The organism is Marinobacter sp. PE14 (assembly GCF_053566155.1).
In genome coordinates, this window is sequence record NZ_JBQXNY010000003.1 from 144,691 (window position 1) to 160,255 (window position 15,565).

Annotated in this window: 14 protein-coding genes; 7 read left to right on the forward strand and 7 right to left on the reverse strand. The window is 57.4% G+C overall.

Translation table 11 applies throughout. The features are described 5' to 3' along the window. Nucleotides 1-119 precede the first annotated feature (119 nt). The 3 genes from ACWJ62_RS11350 (at nt 120) to ACWJ62_RS11360 (ending at nt 3,251) form a co-directional block, all read left to right on the forward strand. Nucleotides 120-443, forward strand: a complete 324-nt coding sequence (locus ACWJ62_RS11350) for a hypothetical protein (protein ID WP_008176283.1) — start codon at nt 120-122, stop codon at nt 441-443. Nucleotides 444-570: 127 nt separating this feature from the next. Then, entirely contained in the window at nt 571-2,781 is a 2,211-nt protein-coding gene (locus ACWJ62_RS11355) for an acetyl-CoA hydrolase/transferase C-terminal domain-containing protein (protein WP_449286292.1), read from the forward strand. After that, entirely contained in the window at nt 2,781-3,251 is a 471-nt protein-coding gene (locus ACWJ62_RS11360) for an FKBP-type peptidyl-prolyl cis-trans isomerase (protein ID WP_449286293.1), read from the forward strand. Before ACWJ62_RS11355 ends, ACWJ62_RS11360 begins: the two co-directional genes overlap by 1 nt. On the opposite strand, the gene ACWJ62_RS11365 is transcribed toward ACWJ62_RS11360, so the two are convergent. Next, complete coding sequence (locus ACWJ62_RS11365; RefSeq protein ID WP_449286294.1) at nt 3,169-4,029, reverse strand: lysophospholipid acyltransferase family protein; 861 nt, start codon at nt 4,027-4,029, stop codon at nt 3,169-3,171. The two genes, ACWJ62_RS11360 and ACWJ62_RS11365, sit on opposite strands and share 83 nt — an antisense overlap. A gap of 17 nt (nt 4,030-4,046) precedes the next feature. Beyond that, on the reverse strand, nt 4,047-4,808 hold the full coding sequence (locus ACWJ62_RS11370; protein ID WP_449286295.1) for a GNAT family N-acetyltransferase: 762 nt from the start codon (nt 4,806-4,808) through the stop codon (nt 4,047-4,049). Between the two features lie 247 nt (nt 4,809-5,055). Between ACWJ62_RS11370 and ACWJ62_RS11375 the strand changes: the two genes are divergently transcribed. The 3 genes from ACWJ62_RS11375 (at nt 5,056) to glpK (ending at nt 9,174) form a co-directional block, all read left to right on the forward strand. Continuing rightward, nucleotides 5,056-5,793, forward strand: a complete 738-nt coding sequence (locus tag ACWJ62_RS11375) for a response regulator (protein ID WP_449286296.1) — start codon at nt 5,056-5,058, stop codon at nt 5,791-5,793. 22 nt (nt 5,794-5,815) lie between these two features. Continuing rightward, nucleotides 5,816-7,435 carry an ATP-binding protein gene (locus ACWJ62_RS11380; protein ID WP_449286297.1) on the forward strand — a complete coding sequence of 540 codons (1,620 nt, stop codon included), beginning with the start codon at nt 5,816-5,818 and terminating at the stop codon, nt 7,433-7,435. A 257-nt stretch (nt 7,436-7,692) separates the two neighbouring features. Further along, the gene (gene glpK / locus ACWJ62_RS11385; protein ID WP_449286298.1) at nt 7,693-9,174 is read left to right on the forward strand and encodes a glycerol kinase GlpK; all 1,482 of its coding nucleotides are present in this window, start codon (nt 7,693-7,695) and stop codon (nt 9,172-9,174) included. A 9-nt stretch (nt 9,175-9,183) separates the two neighbouring features. Here the strand turns inward: glpK and ACWJ62_RS11390 are convergent, their stop codons facing one another. Together ACWJ62_RS11390 and argF are read right to left on the reverse strand one after the other, a co-directional pair. Continuing rightward, nucleotides 9,184-10,257 (reverse strand): ABC transporter ATP-binding protein, encoded by a 1,074-nt coding sequence (locus ACWJ62_RS11390; protein WP_449286299.1) that lies wholly within the window; start codon nt 10,255-10,257, stop codon nt 9,184-9,186. Between the two features lie 4 nt (nt 10,258-10,261). After that, entirely contained in the window at nt 10,262-11,176 is a 915-nt protein-coding gene (argF, locus tag ACWJ62_RS11395) for an ornithine carbamoyltransferase (protein ID WP_449286300.1), read from the reverse strand. A gap of 239 nt (nt 11,177-11,415) precedes the next feature. On the opposite strand from argF, the gene grxD reads away from it, so the two are divergent. Continuing rightward, a complete protein-coding gene (gene grxD, locus ACWJ62_RS11400) occupies nt 11,416-11,742 on the forward strand; it encodes a Grx4 family monothiol glutaredoxin (protein ID WP_449286301.1) in 327 nt (108 codons plus the stop codon). 10 nt (nt 11,743-11,752) lie between these two features. Here grxD and ACWJ62_RS11405 read toward each other — a convergent pair whose 3' ends face one another. From ACWJ62_RS11405 to ACWJ62_RS11415, 3 genes are all read right to left on the reverse strand, one after another. Next, a complete protein-coding gene (locus ACWJ62_RS11405; protein WP_449286302.1) occupies nt 11,753-12,505 on the reverse strand; it encodes an energy transducer TonB family protein in 753 nt (250 codons plus the stop codon). Between the two features lie 5 nt (nt 12,506-12,510). Then, nucleotides 12,511-14,742: a DUF1631 domain-containing protein gene (locus ACWJ62_RS11410; RefSeq protein ID WP_449286303.1), complete on the reverse strand. Its 2,232-nt coding sequence runs from the start codon at nt 14,740-14,742 to the stop codon at nt 12,511-12,513. A 195-nt stretch (nt 14,743-14,937) separates the two neighbouring features. After that, nucleotides 14,938-15,540, reverse strand: a complete 603-nt coding sequence (locus tag ACWJ62_RS11415) for a Yip1 family protein (RefSeq protein WP_449286304.1) — start codon at nt 15,538-15,540, stop codon at nt 14,938-14,940. Nucleotides 15,541-15,565: the final 25 nt, after the last annotated feature.

Consider the following 15,565-nt stretch of genomic DNA (forward strand, 5'->3'; position numbering starts at 1 on the left):
CGTGACAAAAAGTCGGCGTCTTTGTGTGCAGATTCACATCTTTCCCGCCCTCAATCATTAGACTTAAGCCTAAGGTATCCGTAGACTCCCGTGTCGGAAAAAAGGTCTCAGGCAGTGTCATGATTATTCGAATCTTTGTTGCGTTACTCGCTCTCAATCTTGTTGCTTTCGTCGTTCGCGCCGAAGCATCCGAGCGCGTCTTCGAACAGGTCGAAAGCAAGACAGCCAGCGAGCAGATTTTCGAAATCCAGGAACGGGTTTCCGGTGACTTTGACGAGGACAGTTCCGATGCGTTCGCCGAAATCGGTTCCCGCCTGCTGAGCCTTACCTTCACCCGTTCGAAGCACTCCGGCAAGCATTATGCGTCAGATCCGGCCCAGGCCGACCATGGCATTGCGCTCCTGAACGAGGGTGCCTGCCTGAATCTGAAGTGGAATTTCTGAACTCCGCAATTCCCCTCACCCGGTCGTACCCTCAAACCCCAGAATCATGATCTGGCGCATTGTCTGTGCCCGATGCTCGTGTGATCATCCCCGTTAGCATGCTGATTAGCCAATAAGGAGCTTGGTAATGGCGGGTGATAGAGGACAGTTATCAAATGATGTGAACGCCTGTGTTGACGAGGTGATTCGCCGGGTTGGCAAGGAGATTACGCTCGGGTTGCCGCTTGGGCTCGGAAAACCGGTTCGCTTTGTTAATGCGCTATACCAGCGGGCGAAAGACGATCCGGAGATTCGCCTGCACATTGTGACAGCACTGTCGCTGTTGGCGCCAAAGGGCGGTTCCTCACTGGAAAAGCGTTTCATGGGACCTTTTGTTGAGCGCCTCTATGGCCGGATTCCTGAACTGGCCTATGCCAGGGATGTATCGGCAAACCGTCTTCCTGAGAATGTTCAGGTCTCGGAGTTCTTCTTCAAAGCCGGCAGTTACCTGAATAATCGTTCCCAGCAGCGGCATTACGTGTGTACCAACTATACCCATGCCGTTCGCGATCTGATGGCGGTGGGTGTCAATGTCGTAGCCCAGATGGTGTCGCCGGGCGAGGCCCATGGGCAGCCCGGCCAGGTCAGTCTGAGCTGCAACCCGGATCTGACGCTGGACCTGATTCCCCTGCTCCGCGAGCGCGAGGCGGCTGGCACGCCGGTGGCGCTGGTGGCCGAGATGAACCAGAACCTTCCCTGGTTTGGCCATCATGCGGCGATTGAAGCAGACCGGTTCGATGTCTTGCTTGATCAGCCTTCGGGAGACTATCCGCTGTTCTCAGCGCCCCAGATGTCGGTCAGCCCGGAAGACCACCTGATCGGATTCTACGCCAGTACCCTCCTGAAGGACGGCGGTACGCTCCAGGTTGGCATCGGCTCACTGGGCGCGGCCCTGGTCCACAGCGCCATTCTCAGACACAGTCACAATAAGGCCTGGCGGCAGGTGTTTGACCATCTCCAGGTTGACCAGCATTTCCCTGTCGTTCGTGAGGAGGGTGGCACCGGCCCCTTCGAGGAGGGGCTTTATGGCTGTAGTGAGATGATGGTGGATGGTTTCCTGTACCTGATGCAGGAAGGCATCCTTACCCGCGAGGTATACGATCACGCCGGTCTGCAGACATTGATCAATCGCGGTGATATTCCCAGCGAGGTGTCTCTCGCAACCCTCGATGTCCTGCGCCGCGAACAGCTGATTGATAGTCCGCTGCGTGCAAGGGATGTCCATTGGCTGGTCCAGCACGGCATCTTCAAAGAGGCTGTCGAGTTCAAAGGCGGCCGGTTGCGTATTGGTGATCAGTCGGTCGAGGGTGATCTGGACAATCCGGAGGCCCGGCAGGCCGTCGAAACCCTCATCCTCGGGGAACGGCTGACTGGCGGTATCGCTATGCACGGCGGTTTTTACGTTGGTCCCGAGCAGTTTTACCAGTACCTCAGGGAAATGACCGACGAGCAGCGTGCAAAAATCTGCATGACCAGCGTGAACTTCATCAACCACCTGTATGACCACCGGTTCGGAGACCAGAAGCTGAAAGCGGCGCAGCGCGTTCATGGCCGGTTCATCAATTCGGCAATGATGTACACCCTCAACGGTGCCGGCGTATCGGATGGTCTTGAGGATGGCCGTGTGGTCAGTGGCGTCGGTGGCCAGTACAACTTCGTTGCCATGGCTCACGAGCTGCCGGGCGCACGTTCGATCCTGTCGCTGCGCAGCACCCGATCATCCCAGGGCAAGGTACTGTCCAATATCGTGTTCAATTATGGTCATTGCACCATACCCCGCCATCTGCGGGACATCGTCATTACCGAGTACGGGATTGCCGATCTGAGAGGCCAGTCGGACGAGCAGGTTTTCCTCCGTCTGATCCGCATTGCCGACTCACGGTTCCAGCAGGAGCTTCTGGAAAAAGCCCAGAAGGCAGGCAAGGTGGATCCTGCGTTCAAACTGCCCGTCGACTGGTGCAACAACACACCGCAAGCGATCCGGCGTGCCGTTGCGGCAGCGGGAGAGGCAAGCATGTTCCCGCCATTCCCGTTTGGCAGGGACTTTACCGATGAAGAGCTGACGTTGGGGAAAGCCCTTAAGGGACTCAAGGCCGCAACCGCTACTCGCCGTGGTAAACTGTCGACTCTGCTACAGGCCCTCCGGGCCCGGGATGACGAAGGCCGTTATGGGGCCCTGCTTGAGCGCATGGGCCTGCGTAACCCTTCAGGATTGCGGGACAAGCTGGATCAGCGACTGGTTATTCATGGCCTGCAGCAGCTCGAATCACCAACGGACACAGGAAACTCGAAGACCTGATGACAGCTTCACAAGCAAGACCCGACGTTTTTACCGTTCACTATGTTCTGAAGAACAAGATCGGCGAGCTGGTTGATACTTCCGAAGGCAGTGAGCCCCTGCATTTCGTCTATGGCAGTCCCGAGATTGTTGAAGGGATCCAGCAGGCGGTCAAAGACCGCAATGTGGGGGATTGCCTGGAGGTGACGGTGCCGCCGGCCATGGCGTACGGGGAACACAAGCCTGAGCTGGTGCGCAAGGTGCCGCGTTCACTGTTCGAAGGTATCGAGAACCTGCAGATTGGCATGAAGTTCCAGACCAACACCGGCGATGAAGCGCAGATCGTGCAGGTTGTGGGGATCGACGGCAACCTGGTAAAGGTGGACGCCAATCACCCGCTGGCAGGCTTTACCCTGTACTTTGATCTGGAGATCGTTGGCCGCCGTGAAGCGACGGAAGATGAGGTAGCCCAGGGGCGTCCTCTGTTCTGAGGCGCTCTGTTGCCGGCCTGTCGTATTCACCACGGTATATCCGGGTCAGCCCCTCCAGAACGGTCTCTCTCAGGCTGGCGGCGAACTCTCCGCCCGGGAGCTTATTCGACGGGTGCACGGGCTCGTGGAAGACCACGTCGATCCGGGCAGTTGGCTGCCTGAGCATCCGCAACAAATGATGGTGGAACTCATCGTCACCAATGAAGGGGGCCAGATGGTCGGGTCGCCCGTCCCTGCGATAGGCAATGGTGATCGGCTGTACCGGCGTTCTGCTCTCTGGAGCGGCCTTGAGCAACAGGCCGTGGAACGGCAACACCGTCAGACCTGCGCTGGTGGTTCCTTCCGGGTACACAAGGACATTCTCTCCGGCCCGCAAATTCTCAATGATCTGGTCCCGAACCCGGCGGGCCTGGCCACCGCCGCGCCGAATGAAGAGCGTGCCGGCTTGTCCTGCCAGCCAGCCTATGACCGGCCACTGGCCGACCTCGGCTTTCGACAGGAAGCGGATCGGTGCCAGGCTTCCCAGAATCGGAATATCTGACCAGCTGATGTGGTTGCTGACGAACAGAACGGTATCGTCGGAAGGTGAGCCGTGCTGGTGTATATTCAGTCCCAGGCACCGGCAGGCCCACCGGAAACAGAATCTGGCCCAGGGTGTCCGGTCGATAGCTTTGCGGGTAACAGCTTCAGTGATCCGCAGAACGGCAGCCAACATTGTGGTGGCTGCCAGGAAAGCCATAAAGGCAGTGATCCGAACGCAAAGTCTCAGCCAGCTCATCTCCCAGACTCCCGGCTTCAGGATGCCGAGCGCATGAAGTGTCGGCTGTAGCGGCCGGCCAGTTTACTGACCTCCAGCACAACCAGCAGGTCTGCACAGCGAAAATCCGGATCCCAGCAGGGCTCACCGCAGACGCGGGCACCAAGACGCATGTAGGCTCGGATCAGCGCGGGAACGTCCACCGGGCGATCGCTGTCCCGGGTGTGGGTCAGATGTGGCATCGCACGGAGTGGTTTTACCAGAAACGCCGGATCGGCCAGATACTCGTTCTGGAGGTGGCGGGCAATGCGCCAGGCTTTCAGGCCTCCGTCAGACATGCCGATGCTCGCGCAGCCAATCATGTAGTCAACACCGCGCTCAACCAGATATTCGGCCACTGCCGACCAGAGCAGGCTAATGGTCGCGCCATTGCGATAATCCTGGTGAACACAAGTGCGCCCCAGCTCCGCGATGGTGCCGGGCAATTTCTCGAGGGCGCTCAGATCGAACTCGCCGGCCGAGTAAAAGCCGCCAACATCTTTGGTGTCGGTCTGGTGCAGGATGCGTGTGGTCGCTACCAGTTCGCCCGAATCCAGGTCGGTAACGATCAGGTGGTCACACACGGAGTCGAACTCGTCAGCGTCGATGCCGGGCGTCTGTGCGCCCAGGTCGCTGCCGTATTCCTCCGAAAATACCCGGTAACGCAGCCGCTGGGCCGCTTCAACCTTTCTGGGGCACCGGGTCAGGTCGGTTTTCAGGCGACGGGCGCTGCGGCGGGCTTTCGCGGTTTGTGTGGTCATGGCGTCGTCTCTTTTGTTTCCATTTCCCGACAAGCCTATGAAGCCGGTATGACACATCGGTGACCACGAGGTGACGTGTCTGTGACATCGGGGCGCGGATTGGTGGTTACGGGAGCTCTGTCACAGGGTGTAACGAAGCAGCGGTTCCATGTATATTTCTGAATAGCATGTATAATTGCTGTTACAGCAGGTTGCCTGTATCGTCAGGTACACAGAATGACCTGAAACCGGAATAACAAAACCAGAGATGGATGGCGTGGAACAGACAAACGAAAGTTGGCGAATTCTGATTGTCGAGGACGACGAGCGGTTGGCGGAGTTAACCCGCGAATACCTTGAAAGCAACGGGTTGACCGTCTCCCTGGAAACTCATGGTGGTCCTGCGGTAGAGCGGATCCGCAACGAGCAGCCGGATCTGGTGGTTCTGGATCTTATGTTGCCGGGCGAGGATGGACTGTCCATTTGCCGTCGGGTGCGCCCCTTCTATTCCGGTCCGATCATCATGTTGACTGCCCGAACCGACGATCTGGACCAGGTCCTGGGTCTGGAAATGGGTGCCGATGACTATATTGGTAAACCGGTCAAACCCAGGGTGCTGCTGGCACGTATTCGCGCCATGCTGCGTCGGGTGACCGAAACCGCCCAGGGGTCGGCGGACGAGGCAGGCGGCGAAGAGCCGGTGCGTCTCCAGTTCAACGATCTGGTTGTCGACCGCTCTATGCGTGAAGCCTGGCTGAATGAAGAAAGCATTGATCTGACCAGCGCCGAATTCGATTTGCTCTGGTTGCTCGCCAGCAACGCGGGCCGAGTGCTTAGCCGGGAAGAAATCTTCACCGCCTTGCGTGGTATTGAATACGATGGTCAGGACCGGTCCATTGACGTTCGCGTTTCCCGAATTCGCCCCAAAATTGGCGATGACCCCATTCATCCGCGACGCATCAAGACCGTTCGTAGTAAAGGCTATCTGTTTGTAAAGGAAGCCTGACGATTCAGTCTCTGGAGCCGGTGTGCCATTCGCCCGCACACCGGTGTTCCATGCCAGGGTTGGTACCATGCCCCTGAAGTTCTTCCTCAAGCTTTATGCCCGCCTTGCCGGCCTGACCGCGCTGGTTGTTTTTTTATGTGTCCTGCTGTTCACCGGGATCAACTCTGTACGCTCCCAGTTCTGGCATGAACGCTTCCCCGAGCCACTGATGCGCTGGCTGGCTGCGGCCCCGGCGCCGTTACAGCAATACCACTGGCTGAGTTCGACGGTTGATCTTCGCATGGGGGCTGCTTCCCGTTTTAACCTGTCCTCGGTGGCCCTGGAGCGACTTGGTTACGGCCAGGTGGTTGGCATCGAGAGTGACGTAGGGTATCGGGTTCTGGTAACCGGACTGACCGGAGAAATCGTGCAGCTGCGTCTGAATGAGCCCTACCGGGACGTGTCAGAAACCATTGGGTTGATATTCCGGTGGCATCTTGATTCAGCCTCTGCGGATGACCGTCTCAATGTTGCGTCGGAAATGGCCCGTTCTCTCAATGTAGAAGTTCAGCCCCTGGACGACGCCGGCTTGCTGCCGGATTCTGACGTTCTGGATCAGGTTGCCGAGCGGGGCCTCGCCTTCTACACCGACGAATCAGACGGTTGCGGACGGGTGATCGTTCAGCTATCCGACGGTGAGTTGTACCGGATTGACATGCCGGCTGCGTTTGATGCCTGGGCCTGGCCGGTTGTCCTGCTGCTTGTCCTTGTCCTTGGTGGGGTTCTGGCCGTTGCTCTTTTCCTCGGGCTCCGGGAGGTGGACAGCAACCTCAGAACCGTTGAGTCGGTAGCGGTTCGAATCGCACGTGGTGAAATGGGCGCCCGGGTCCAGACGGGTGAAGGAACGCTGGTAACCCGTCTGGCCTCGTCATTCAACGGCATGGCCGAGCACATACAGCGCCTGGTGCAGGTGCAGCGGGAAATGATCCACGCAGTTTCGCACGAATTGCGCACTCCCGTGGCCCGTATCCGCTTTGGTGTCCAGATGATCGAGGACTGCCAGGACGAGGCTTCGCTGCAAAGGCAACTGGACGGCATCGATGGTGATATCCAGGAACTGGACGAGCTGATTGATGAGATCCTGACCTATGCGAGGCTGGAGCAGGGCGGCCCGGTATTCTCGCTGCAGGAAACCTCGGTAACCGACATTGTCCGCCAGGTGGTTTCTGAGCAGCAGATGGTTCGGCCCGAACTGAGTATCGAGGGCAATATTGATGAGGCCTCGGAACGTTGGGCGCTGTCGGACATTGAGCCTCGCTACTTGCATAGGGCGATTCAGAATCTGGTAGGCAACGCCGGACGCTACGCGGCTGGCAAGGTGCTGGTCAGCTGTCATTTCGATGAGGACAACTGTCGCGTTGACGTCGAAGACGATGGCCCCGGCATTCCCGAGGAAGACTGGGAGAAAGTGTTTACTGCGTTTGCCCGACTGGACGACAGCCGTACCCGAACCTCCGGCGGCTATGGCCTGGGTTTGTCTATTGTTCGCCGGATTCTCTACTGGCACGGAGGGCACGCCTTCGTCAGCAAGAGCGATACGCTTGGCGGTGCAAAATTCAGCCTGGTCTGGCCCAGAAAAAAACCAGTGGACTCGATTGTGTGAAGAAGACCCCATCGCCTCACCTGATGTAACAAAGCAGCTACACAAGCACTACTGAAGTTTTTGGCGGCCCGGTCAATACTGCAAAACGTAAGGGATGACTTTTGAGGTTGTAGTTCTTACGAACTTTCCTTGTTTCATTCGTCATTTGAGGGCCGGTTTTCCGGCCCTTTTTTTATGCCTGGTCCCAAATTCCTGATCGGTCACCCTTTCCCGGCTGCTCTGCTGCTAGAATCCTGTTAAACAACAGGAGGCCGTCCATGACCCGTTATCTGCTTGCCATCGACCAGGGTACAACCAGTTCCCGCGCCATTGTTTTTGACCAAACGGGCAACAGCGTTGCAACCGACCAGCAGGAATTTCACCAGTTTTTTCCGAAAGATGGCTGGGTAGAGCATGATGCCCGGGAAATCTGGGACAGTACTCTGGCGGTGTGCCGTGGTGCTCTCGAGAAAGCTGGCATCGAGGCTTCGGAGCTGGCAGGTATCGGTATCACCAATCAGCGTGAAACCACTGTGATCTGGGACCGGGCAACCGGCGAGCCGATCTACCACGCCATTGTCTGGCAGGATCGTCGAACCGCGTCCTGGTGCACCAAGCTGAAATCCGATGGCCATGAAGACACGGTTGTTGAACGAACCGGGCTGTTGATTGATCCCTACTTTTCGGCCACCAAGATAGCCTGGATTCTGGATAACGTGGAGGGTGCCCGCGGCCGGGCCGAATCCGGTTTGCTGGCTTTTGGAACGGTGGACAGCTGGCTGCTCTGGAACCTGACTGACGGCAAATCCCACTGCACCGATGCCACCAATGCGTCGAGAACGGCTCTTTTCAATATTCACAAGCAGGACTGGGACGAAGACCTTCTGGCCCTGTTTCGCGTGCCCCGGGCCTTGCTGCCGGACGTACTCGATAGCGCCGCAGATTATGGCACCGCCGAAGCGCAGTGGTTGGGCGCGCCAGTTATGATTGCCGGCATTGCAGGGGATCAGCATGCTGCTCTCGTTGGGCAGGCGTGCTTTCGTCCGGGCATGGCCAAGAGCACCTACGGCACCGGCTGTTTTCTCATGCTCAATACGGGCGATAAGGCCGTTCGGTCCGAGAACCGTTTGCTGACCACCATGGCCTATCGCCTGAACGGCAAGCCCTGTTACGCGGTGGAAGGCAGTATTTTTGTCGCAGGTGCTGCCATGCAGTGGTTGAGAGACGGGCTCAAGCTGATTGCCCACGCCAACGAATCTTCCGCCCACGCGGAGGCCGTCGGAGTCGACAATCCGGTTTACCTGGTCCCGGCGTTTACCGGCCTGGGAGCGCCTCATTGGGATCCCCATGCCCGCGGCGCCATCATGGGCCTGACCCGGGATACGGGCATTGGCGAGATCGTTACCGCTGGCCTGCAGTCCGTCTGCTATCAGACCAAGGACCTGGTGCGGGCGATCCAGAATGACGGCGCTCGACTTGAATCGCTGCGAGTGGATGGCGGTATGGTGGTGAACGACTGGGTGATGCAGTTTCTGGCCGATATACTGAATGTCACCGTTGACCGGCCCCGGGTCACAGAAACAACCGCTCTTGGCGCCGCCTACCTTGCGGGACTGCAGACAGGTGTTTTCGACAGCCTTGAGCAGATCTCCGGGCTCTGGGAATGCGAGCGGCAGTTCCATCCGGAAATGCGCCCGGCTTTGCGAGAATCACTCTACGCTGGCTGGCTGGATGCCGTTGAGCGCGTCTGCAACAACTAAATTTATGAATCAGGTGGTGCGTTCGAAGGCAATCAGGTGATCCGCCTCGACACGCACCGGCACATGCTCGCCCAGATTGAAATCCAGGTGGCTGCGGAACAGGGCTTCAAACTCTGTGTCCTCGGAACACCGGAAACGGTAAAGAGTAGAAGTGCCGGCAAAGGTTTTCTCAACCACCTTGGGCTGCAGATCTGAGTCGGGGTCATGAACGATGTCATCGGGCCGGATCAGAACGTCTACCAGGGTGCCGGGTTCCCATTTGTAGGCCCGGTTGCCGTGGATCACGCCCAGCTCGGATTCAATGGTATCCGGCCCAAGGGCGGTGCCGGGGACGAATCCGCCCTGACCCACGAAGCTGGCAACGAAACGATTCGCCGGTTCATGGTAGAGGTTGTAGGGCACGTCCCACTGCTGGATCCTGCCGTCCCGCAACACGGCGACCTGATCGCACATTGCGAAGGCTTCCTGTTGGTCGTGGGTCACCAGAATGGCGCTGATGCCCAGAGTCTTCAGGATTTCGCGAACATCCAGGCTCAGCCGCCGCCGCAGATCCGCGTCCAGGTTGGAAAACGGCTCATCCAGCAAAATCAGGGTGGGCTCCGGTGCCAGGGCGCGGGCCAGTGCAACCCGCTGCTGCTGGCCGCCCGACAGTTCATGGGGGTAGTTGTCGGCCAGATCCTGCAAGTGCACGACATTCAGCAGCTCCATGACCTTCTGCCGCTTTTCCGCCTTGTTCAGATTGCGCAGGCCGAACCCCACGTTGTCTGCAATGGTCAGGTGCGGAAACAGGGCGTAATCCTGGAACACCATACCGATCCGCCGCTTTTCCGGGGGCAGAGTGCGTCCGGGCAGGCTGATGGCCTGGGACTGCAGAGAGATCTCGCCACCACTCAGCGGAAGAAAGCCCGCGAGGGCACGCAGTATGGTGCTTTTGCCGCAGCCGCTTGGGCCGAGCAGGCAACCGATGTCGCCATGGCTCAGGGCAAAGCTGACATCTTTGACCACGGAATCCCCGCCGTAGCCACAGGACAGGTTATTGACCTCGAGCAGCCAGTCTGCCTGAGATTGCGCGGTTGTACTCATGGAGTCAGTCCAGCCGGTTCAGGATGAGAAATTCGAGCAGTGCCTTCTGGGCGTGCAGGCGGTTCTCGGCCTCGTCCCAGACCACGGAGGCGGGATGTTCCATCATGTCGGCCGATATTTCCTCGCCACGATGAGCCGGCAGGCAATGCATGAACAGCACATCCTTATCGGCTACAGAGAGCAGCCCGGGATTGATCTGATAGCCACTGAAAGCCTTTTCACGGGCCTTCTGTTCGTCTTCCTGGCCCATGGAAGCCCAGACATCTGTCACCAGGAGTTGAGCGTTTCGGGCCGCCTCGGCCGGCTCCCGGAATACCTTGACCCGGTCTTCGTGGCCCTTGATCATCGATTCTGCCGGCTCGTAGCCTTCCGGGCAGGCGATGTTCAGGTTGAAATCAAACTGGGCAGCGGCATTGATGTACGAGTGGCACATGTTGTTGCCATCGCCGATCCAGGCCACGGTGGCGCCGCGAATACTGCCTCTGTGTTCCCGGAACGTTTGCATGTCGGCCAGCAGCTGGCAGGGGTGAAAGTCATCGGTCAGGGCATTGATCACCGGCGCTCTTGATGCAGCCGCGAAGCGCTCTACCGTTTCATGGGCAAATGTGCGAATCATCACCGCATCAACCATGCTGGAAATGACGATAGCGGAGTCTTCTATCGGCTCGCCGCGGCCAAGCTGGGTATCCCGTGGCGACAGGAACATTGCGGAGCCGCCGAGTTGGGTCATGCCGGCTTCAAAAGAAACCCTGGTTCGCGTTGATGATTTTTCGAAGATCATCGCAAGGACACGGTTCTTGAGTGAGTCCCGAACCTTCCCTTGCCGCCACTCGTTGCGCAATGCTGTGGCATGATCAACCAGGCTTTCCAGCTCGTTGGTTGTCATGTCATTCAATGTCAGAAAATGTCTTGCCGCCATGCAATGGCCCTTATCTCAACGAACCCCGCCGTTGGCGGGATTGCCTGAACGTTGACTGAAAAAATGGGGGCATCAAGTCTAGCCCTTCGGAGCAGGTATGACAACGCTGTGGCCGGGCTGGAACTGCCGGTGTTGCTCGAGGTCAAATCAAGGTGTTTGGTGAGGCGTTCGGCACCCGTGTACAATAGCGTCAAGAAAATTGCCGTGTGGCAAGACTGTTCCAACAGAGGTGAATGTTCATGGATATCAATGAAACCATTAAGAGCCAGCTCGAAGAGAACCCGATCATCCTGTACATGAAGGGTAGCCCCCAGGCACCCCAGTGTGGCTTCTCGGCCAAAACAGTACAGGCGGTAATGGCCTGCGGCGAACGCTTTGCCTTCGTCAATATTCTGGATAACCAGGAGCTTCGTGAAGCCCTGAAGGTTCACTCCAGCTGGCCCACTTATCCCCAGCTGTACATCAATGGTGAGCTGGTTGGCGGTTGTGACATCGTTCTGGAAATGTCCGAGAGCGGTGAGCTGGCCAAGCTTGTCAAAGAGGCGGCGAAGCAGACAGAAGCCTGATCACTGCCGGTCAGAGCCGTTTCGGGGTGAACAACAGTTCGACCTCGAAGCGGTTAGCGCTCCCGCCGTCCTTCGGTGGCTGGGGGTAGGGGCTTGCCGCCAGCGCCGCCCGATATGCAGCCTCATCAATCGTCTTGATTCCTGTTGATTTCAACACCCTTGCCCGGGTCAGGGCGCCATTTCCCAGCAACCGCAGTTCAACCTCCATAGCGACCGTGTCAGTGAGACTCCTCATGGCCGGCACTCTCAGTTCTTCAAGCTGATGAGCCAGATGGACAGCCAGTTTGACCACGTAGGGGTCGAGCTCGCCCGGTGACTCCGTAACCCGTGTAATGCTCTCCTCCGGGTTCCCCGGGGGCTGTTCCGCGTTTTCGCCGGCAGCAGAGCTGGCGCTTGACTGTGCGGCCTCGCTCTGGGGCCCGCTGGTATTCGTTGCCTCATTCGGGGCGGGGGTTTGCGGCTCGCGGGAGGTAACAATCTCCGGTTTGGAGAGGGGTTCCGGCTCAGGGGGATCAATCTCAAACGGTGTTATCCGCGCTGTATCCTGACGAGGGGTGGGGTCAGCCGACGGATCGGCGACCGTTCTATGCGTGCCCGGTGCTATCAGCTCGAACCGGACACTCTCTCTGTGAGTGGCCGTTGGTTCTTCCATGGGAGTGGGGATGCCTGAGAGCAGGAGCGTGTGTAGGAAAAGTGCCAGAGATACGGCAAGCCCAAGCCGGTACGAAGCCGGCAGGGCATTGGGACTGCTTTTTTCAGGCATTGGCGTCAGGCGGTCTTGCTCCGGAGGGTGCCGACAACCGCATCCAGGGCCCGATCAATCAATGCGCCCTGCTCAAGCAGGGTCAGCCGGCCACGGCGCATTTCATGGGCCAGTTCAATCCGGGTTTTCTCAATCACTTTCAGCCCCATCCGGTTCACAAAGACAAAGCAATCTGCTTCGTCGATGATAGCGGAAAGCTTACAGCGGAAGTTTGCGCCATTGACCAGACGGAACTCGACCCAGTTGCCGATCTGCAGACCATCTATCTGAGCGACATATTCAGCCACGGCCGCGTCTTCCAATTCTTGCTGCCTGTTGGCCTTTTTCGAGGTGTGGCTTTCTGAATCATCAACCGACGTTGTAGCTGCTTCCTCGCGGGGTTCAATCACAGCGTTGGTCCGGAATGCTTCAGCAAGCTCGTGTTTCAGTTGCCCCATCATTTCATCAAGTTTTGAGGAATTATAGGAGACTTCCTCGAGTCCTGACCTTAGCGACTTCAGGAGGCTGGGAACCACGCGCACCCATTCGTCCCGTTCATTGTCCTCCTGATGAGGGTGCAAACACCAGATGAGGTCATCAACAACTTTCACGGTTGAATTCCATCGGTGTTCGACATCGTCTCTGAGGTAGGCGAGGAAAAGAACGCGGCTCCACCCGTTCATCAGGATATCATGAACGGGTTGCGGCATTTTATAACGGGACACCTTCTCTTTAAGAAGGTTGTCGACAGTTTCTTGCGCCGCCTGGGATTTGATTCGCCCCCTCTCAGATTCTCGGGTTCGCTGCTCGACAAGTGATGCTTTGCGGTTCTCGCGCTCCAGAAACTCCTCGAACTCCTGATTGAGGGTTTCAAAGAGAGAAATGTCACCATCGAATTCGTTCAGGATCCGCTGAACAATGTTATGGATCTGTCCATACAGCTTATCCTTTGACTTTTCGTCACTATTGCTCCAGCCAATACCTGCCCTGGCAAGGGAATTTAACAGCCTACGAGCAGGATGTGTGGCGCGACTGAAAAAGCTCTTGTCTCGAATAACCACTTTCAGGATCGGAATCTGCAGCCGGCTTATCAGAACCTGGACCGGAGCGGAGAGGTTGTAGTCGTCGAGAATGAACTCGAACAGCATAGAGACGAGATTGATCAGGTCTTCATCAACTTCGTTGAGTGCGGGTTGCCGTCCATCACCGTGGTCAGCTTCTTCCTGGAGTAGCTGGTGGACCAGCTGTCTGAGGTCTACGTTTAGCGGTTCGCCATCACTTAAATTGCTTTGGTTCTGCCAACTAGCACCAGCAAGTGGCAGCGCATGGAGCAGGCTCGCTAATTCCGAGTCGCCGATAACTCGCAAGGATGGGTCAGATGCTCTCGGAGGCATGCCTGCGTTGGCCCTTTGTAATGCAAGCATCTGACGAATCTGCTCGAACACAGCGCTACTACCCACTGCATCCCGGCCACCTTCCAGGGTTTCAGTGCCTGCTTTGTTCGATTCGTCTTTCTCTGAGCTAGAGCTCTGTTTTCCAGAAGCCTCATGTTGCTGCCCGGCCTTGCCGTGATAACGGAAGTTCGGAATGATGCCGGCCTGGATCAGTATACGGTTGGCTTCGTCCAACAGCATGCCGAGGTTGGATACAACATAGCGGTCAAACTGTTTGAGCAGGATCAGGCGTTCACGAATCTGGATCTCAAGGGCTTGTATTGCCTCTGTGAACGCACTGCACAGGTGTTCTGGTGCCATCGGATTGACCGGTGATTCGTCGGTGGCTTCCGGGTACACCTGACTGAAACGGGTCTGGAGTTGGAGCAGTGGACCCTGAAAGTGCGCCTTTGCCTTGGTGATCATGGCATTGAGCGCAACCTGCTCCTCAAGGTCGTCATTGCCGACCAGGGCAAGAGTGTCTGCGCTGGCCTGCTTGCTCAGCTGTTCTTCCTGAAGCGGTCCGGTATGCGGGGGGGTGGCAAAATATTGGGCAACGGTGTTCTGGAAATGCCGCTCGACACCCTTACGCTTGATGCGAATTTCACGCATCGCCTCGAAATACCGGTTCTGTTCGTTGTTGCTGCGGGCATTATTGGCCAACTCGAACAGTGAATCGTCGACGGCGTCGAAGGCGCCCTGCAGCAAATCACCGAGCCCGGCGACAACCGTGTCCCGGATGCGGGTGACCTCCGCAGGAACCGGTCTGTTACTTCCGGCTTCCCTGTGTTCGCGGAGGTAATGTATGCCGGACTGCTTGTTCATGGCAGACTCCTGTTTACGCCTCAACCGGATACATGACCGAGCTTGAAATCCTTGGATTCTCGTTATTGGTTAAATTTACCGCATTTTGCCCAAAGTTAACATGACCAAACGCTAACGTGAGAGCAAATTCAAAAAAACACGGGGTGCCGGACAGGCACCCTCATGCAGATTACTGACTTGCCTGAGAATTAGCGGTCAGTTCACGTAAACCGGGCCTATGCCCATGCTCCAGATGACGACACTGATGGCGAGCAGGGCGACAAACATAACCAGGCCAACCGTCAGGACTGCAGAAGCGAACATGAACCCCTTGTCCGCCGGAATCTTCATCAGGATCGGTAGCCCTTCGTATAGTAGGTAGACCGCGTAGGCAACCGCCACCAGGCCCGCCAGCATATTCACCCATATGTTCGGATAGGCGGCGATCACGCCAATCAGGAAAACCGGGGTCGCCGTGTACGCCGCCAGAGCAACGCCTCTGGGAGTCCGTTCCACCGCATCATACGTGGCGGCAAAAAAATCAATGAACTTGCCAAGTATAAAAATTCCGGCAAGCATGGCCGCGTAGAAGAGTGTGGATAGCTGGAGTGCGCTCGCCGCCGACAGCTTCGTGATCTGGCCATCACCAATTTGCCAGCCCACCTGGGTTGTTCCGATGAAGCCGGCAACAGCCGGGATCAGTGCCAGCAACAGAATGTGGCCGGCATAAAGTCTTGTGACAGTCTCGGATTCATTGCGAATCGCCTCCCACTCCTGATCGGGATGGGCGAGCAGGCCAAACGTGTGTGTCAGACTCATGGACGTATTCCTTGTGATTGTTTTT

Bases quoted from the DNA above. Each gene is read 5' to 3' on its own strand.
- ACWJ62_RS11415 (WP_449286304.1), bottom strand. From the start codon at position 15,540: ATGAGTCTGACACACACGTTTGGCCTGCTCGCCCATCCCGATCAGGAG.
- glpK (WP_449286298.1), top strand. From the start codon at position 7,693: ATGACCCGTTATCTGCTTGCCATCGACCAGGGTACAACCAGTTCCCGC.
- argF (WP_449286300.1), bottom strand. From the start codon at position 11,176: ATGGCGGCAAGACATTTTCTGACATTGAATGACATGACAACCAACGAG.
- ACWJ62_RS11375 (WP_449286296.1), top strand. From the start codon at position 5,056: ATGGATGGCGTGGAACAGACAAACGAAAGTTGGCGAATTCTGATTGTC.
- ACWJ62_RS11355 (WP_449286292.1), top strand. From the start codon at position 571: ATGGCGGGTGATAGAGGACAGTTATCAAATGATGTGAACGCCTGTGTT.
- ACWJ62_RS11350 (WP_008176283.1), top strand. From the start codon at position 120: ATGATTATTCGAATCTTTGTTGCGTTACTCGCTCTCAATCTTGTTGCT.
- ACWJ62_RS11390 (WP_449286299.1), bottom strand. From the start codon at position 10,257: ATGAGTACAACCGCGCAATCTCAGGCAGACTGGCTGCTCGAGGTCAAT.
- ACWJ62_RS11405 (WP_449286302.1), bottom strand. From the start codon at position 12,505: ATGCCTGAAAAAAGCAGTCCCAATGCCCTGCCGGCTTCGTACCGGCTT.
- grxD (WP_449286301.1), top strand. From the start codon at position 11,416: ATGGATATCAATGAAACCATTAAGAGCCAGCTCGAAGAGAACCCGATC.
- ACWJ62_RS11370 (WP_449286295.1), bottom strand. From the start codon at position 4,808: ATGACCACACAAACCGCGAAAGCCCGCCGCAGCGCCCGTCGCCTGAAA.
- ACWJ62_RS11410 (WP_449286303.1), bottom strand. From the start codon at position 14,742: ATGAACAAGCAGTCCGGCATACATTACCTCCGCGAACACAGGGAAGCC.
- ACWJ62_RS11365 (WP_449286294.1), bottom strand. From the start codon at position 4,029: ATGAGCTGGCTGAGACTTTGCGTTCGGATCACTGCCTTTATGGCTTTC.
- ACWJ62_RS11360 (WP_449286293.1), top strand. From the start codon at position 2,781: ATGACAGCTTCACAAGCAAGACCCGACGTTTTTACCGTTCACTATGTT.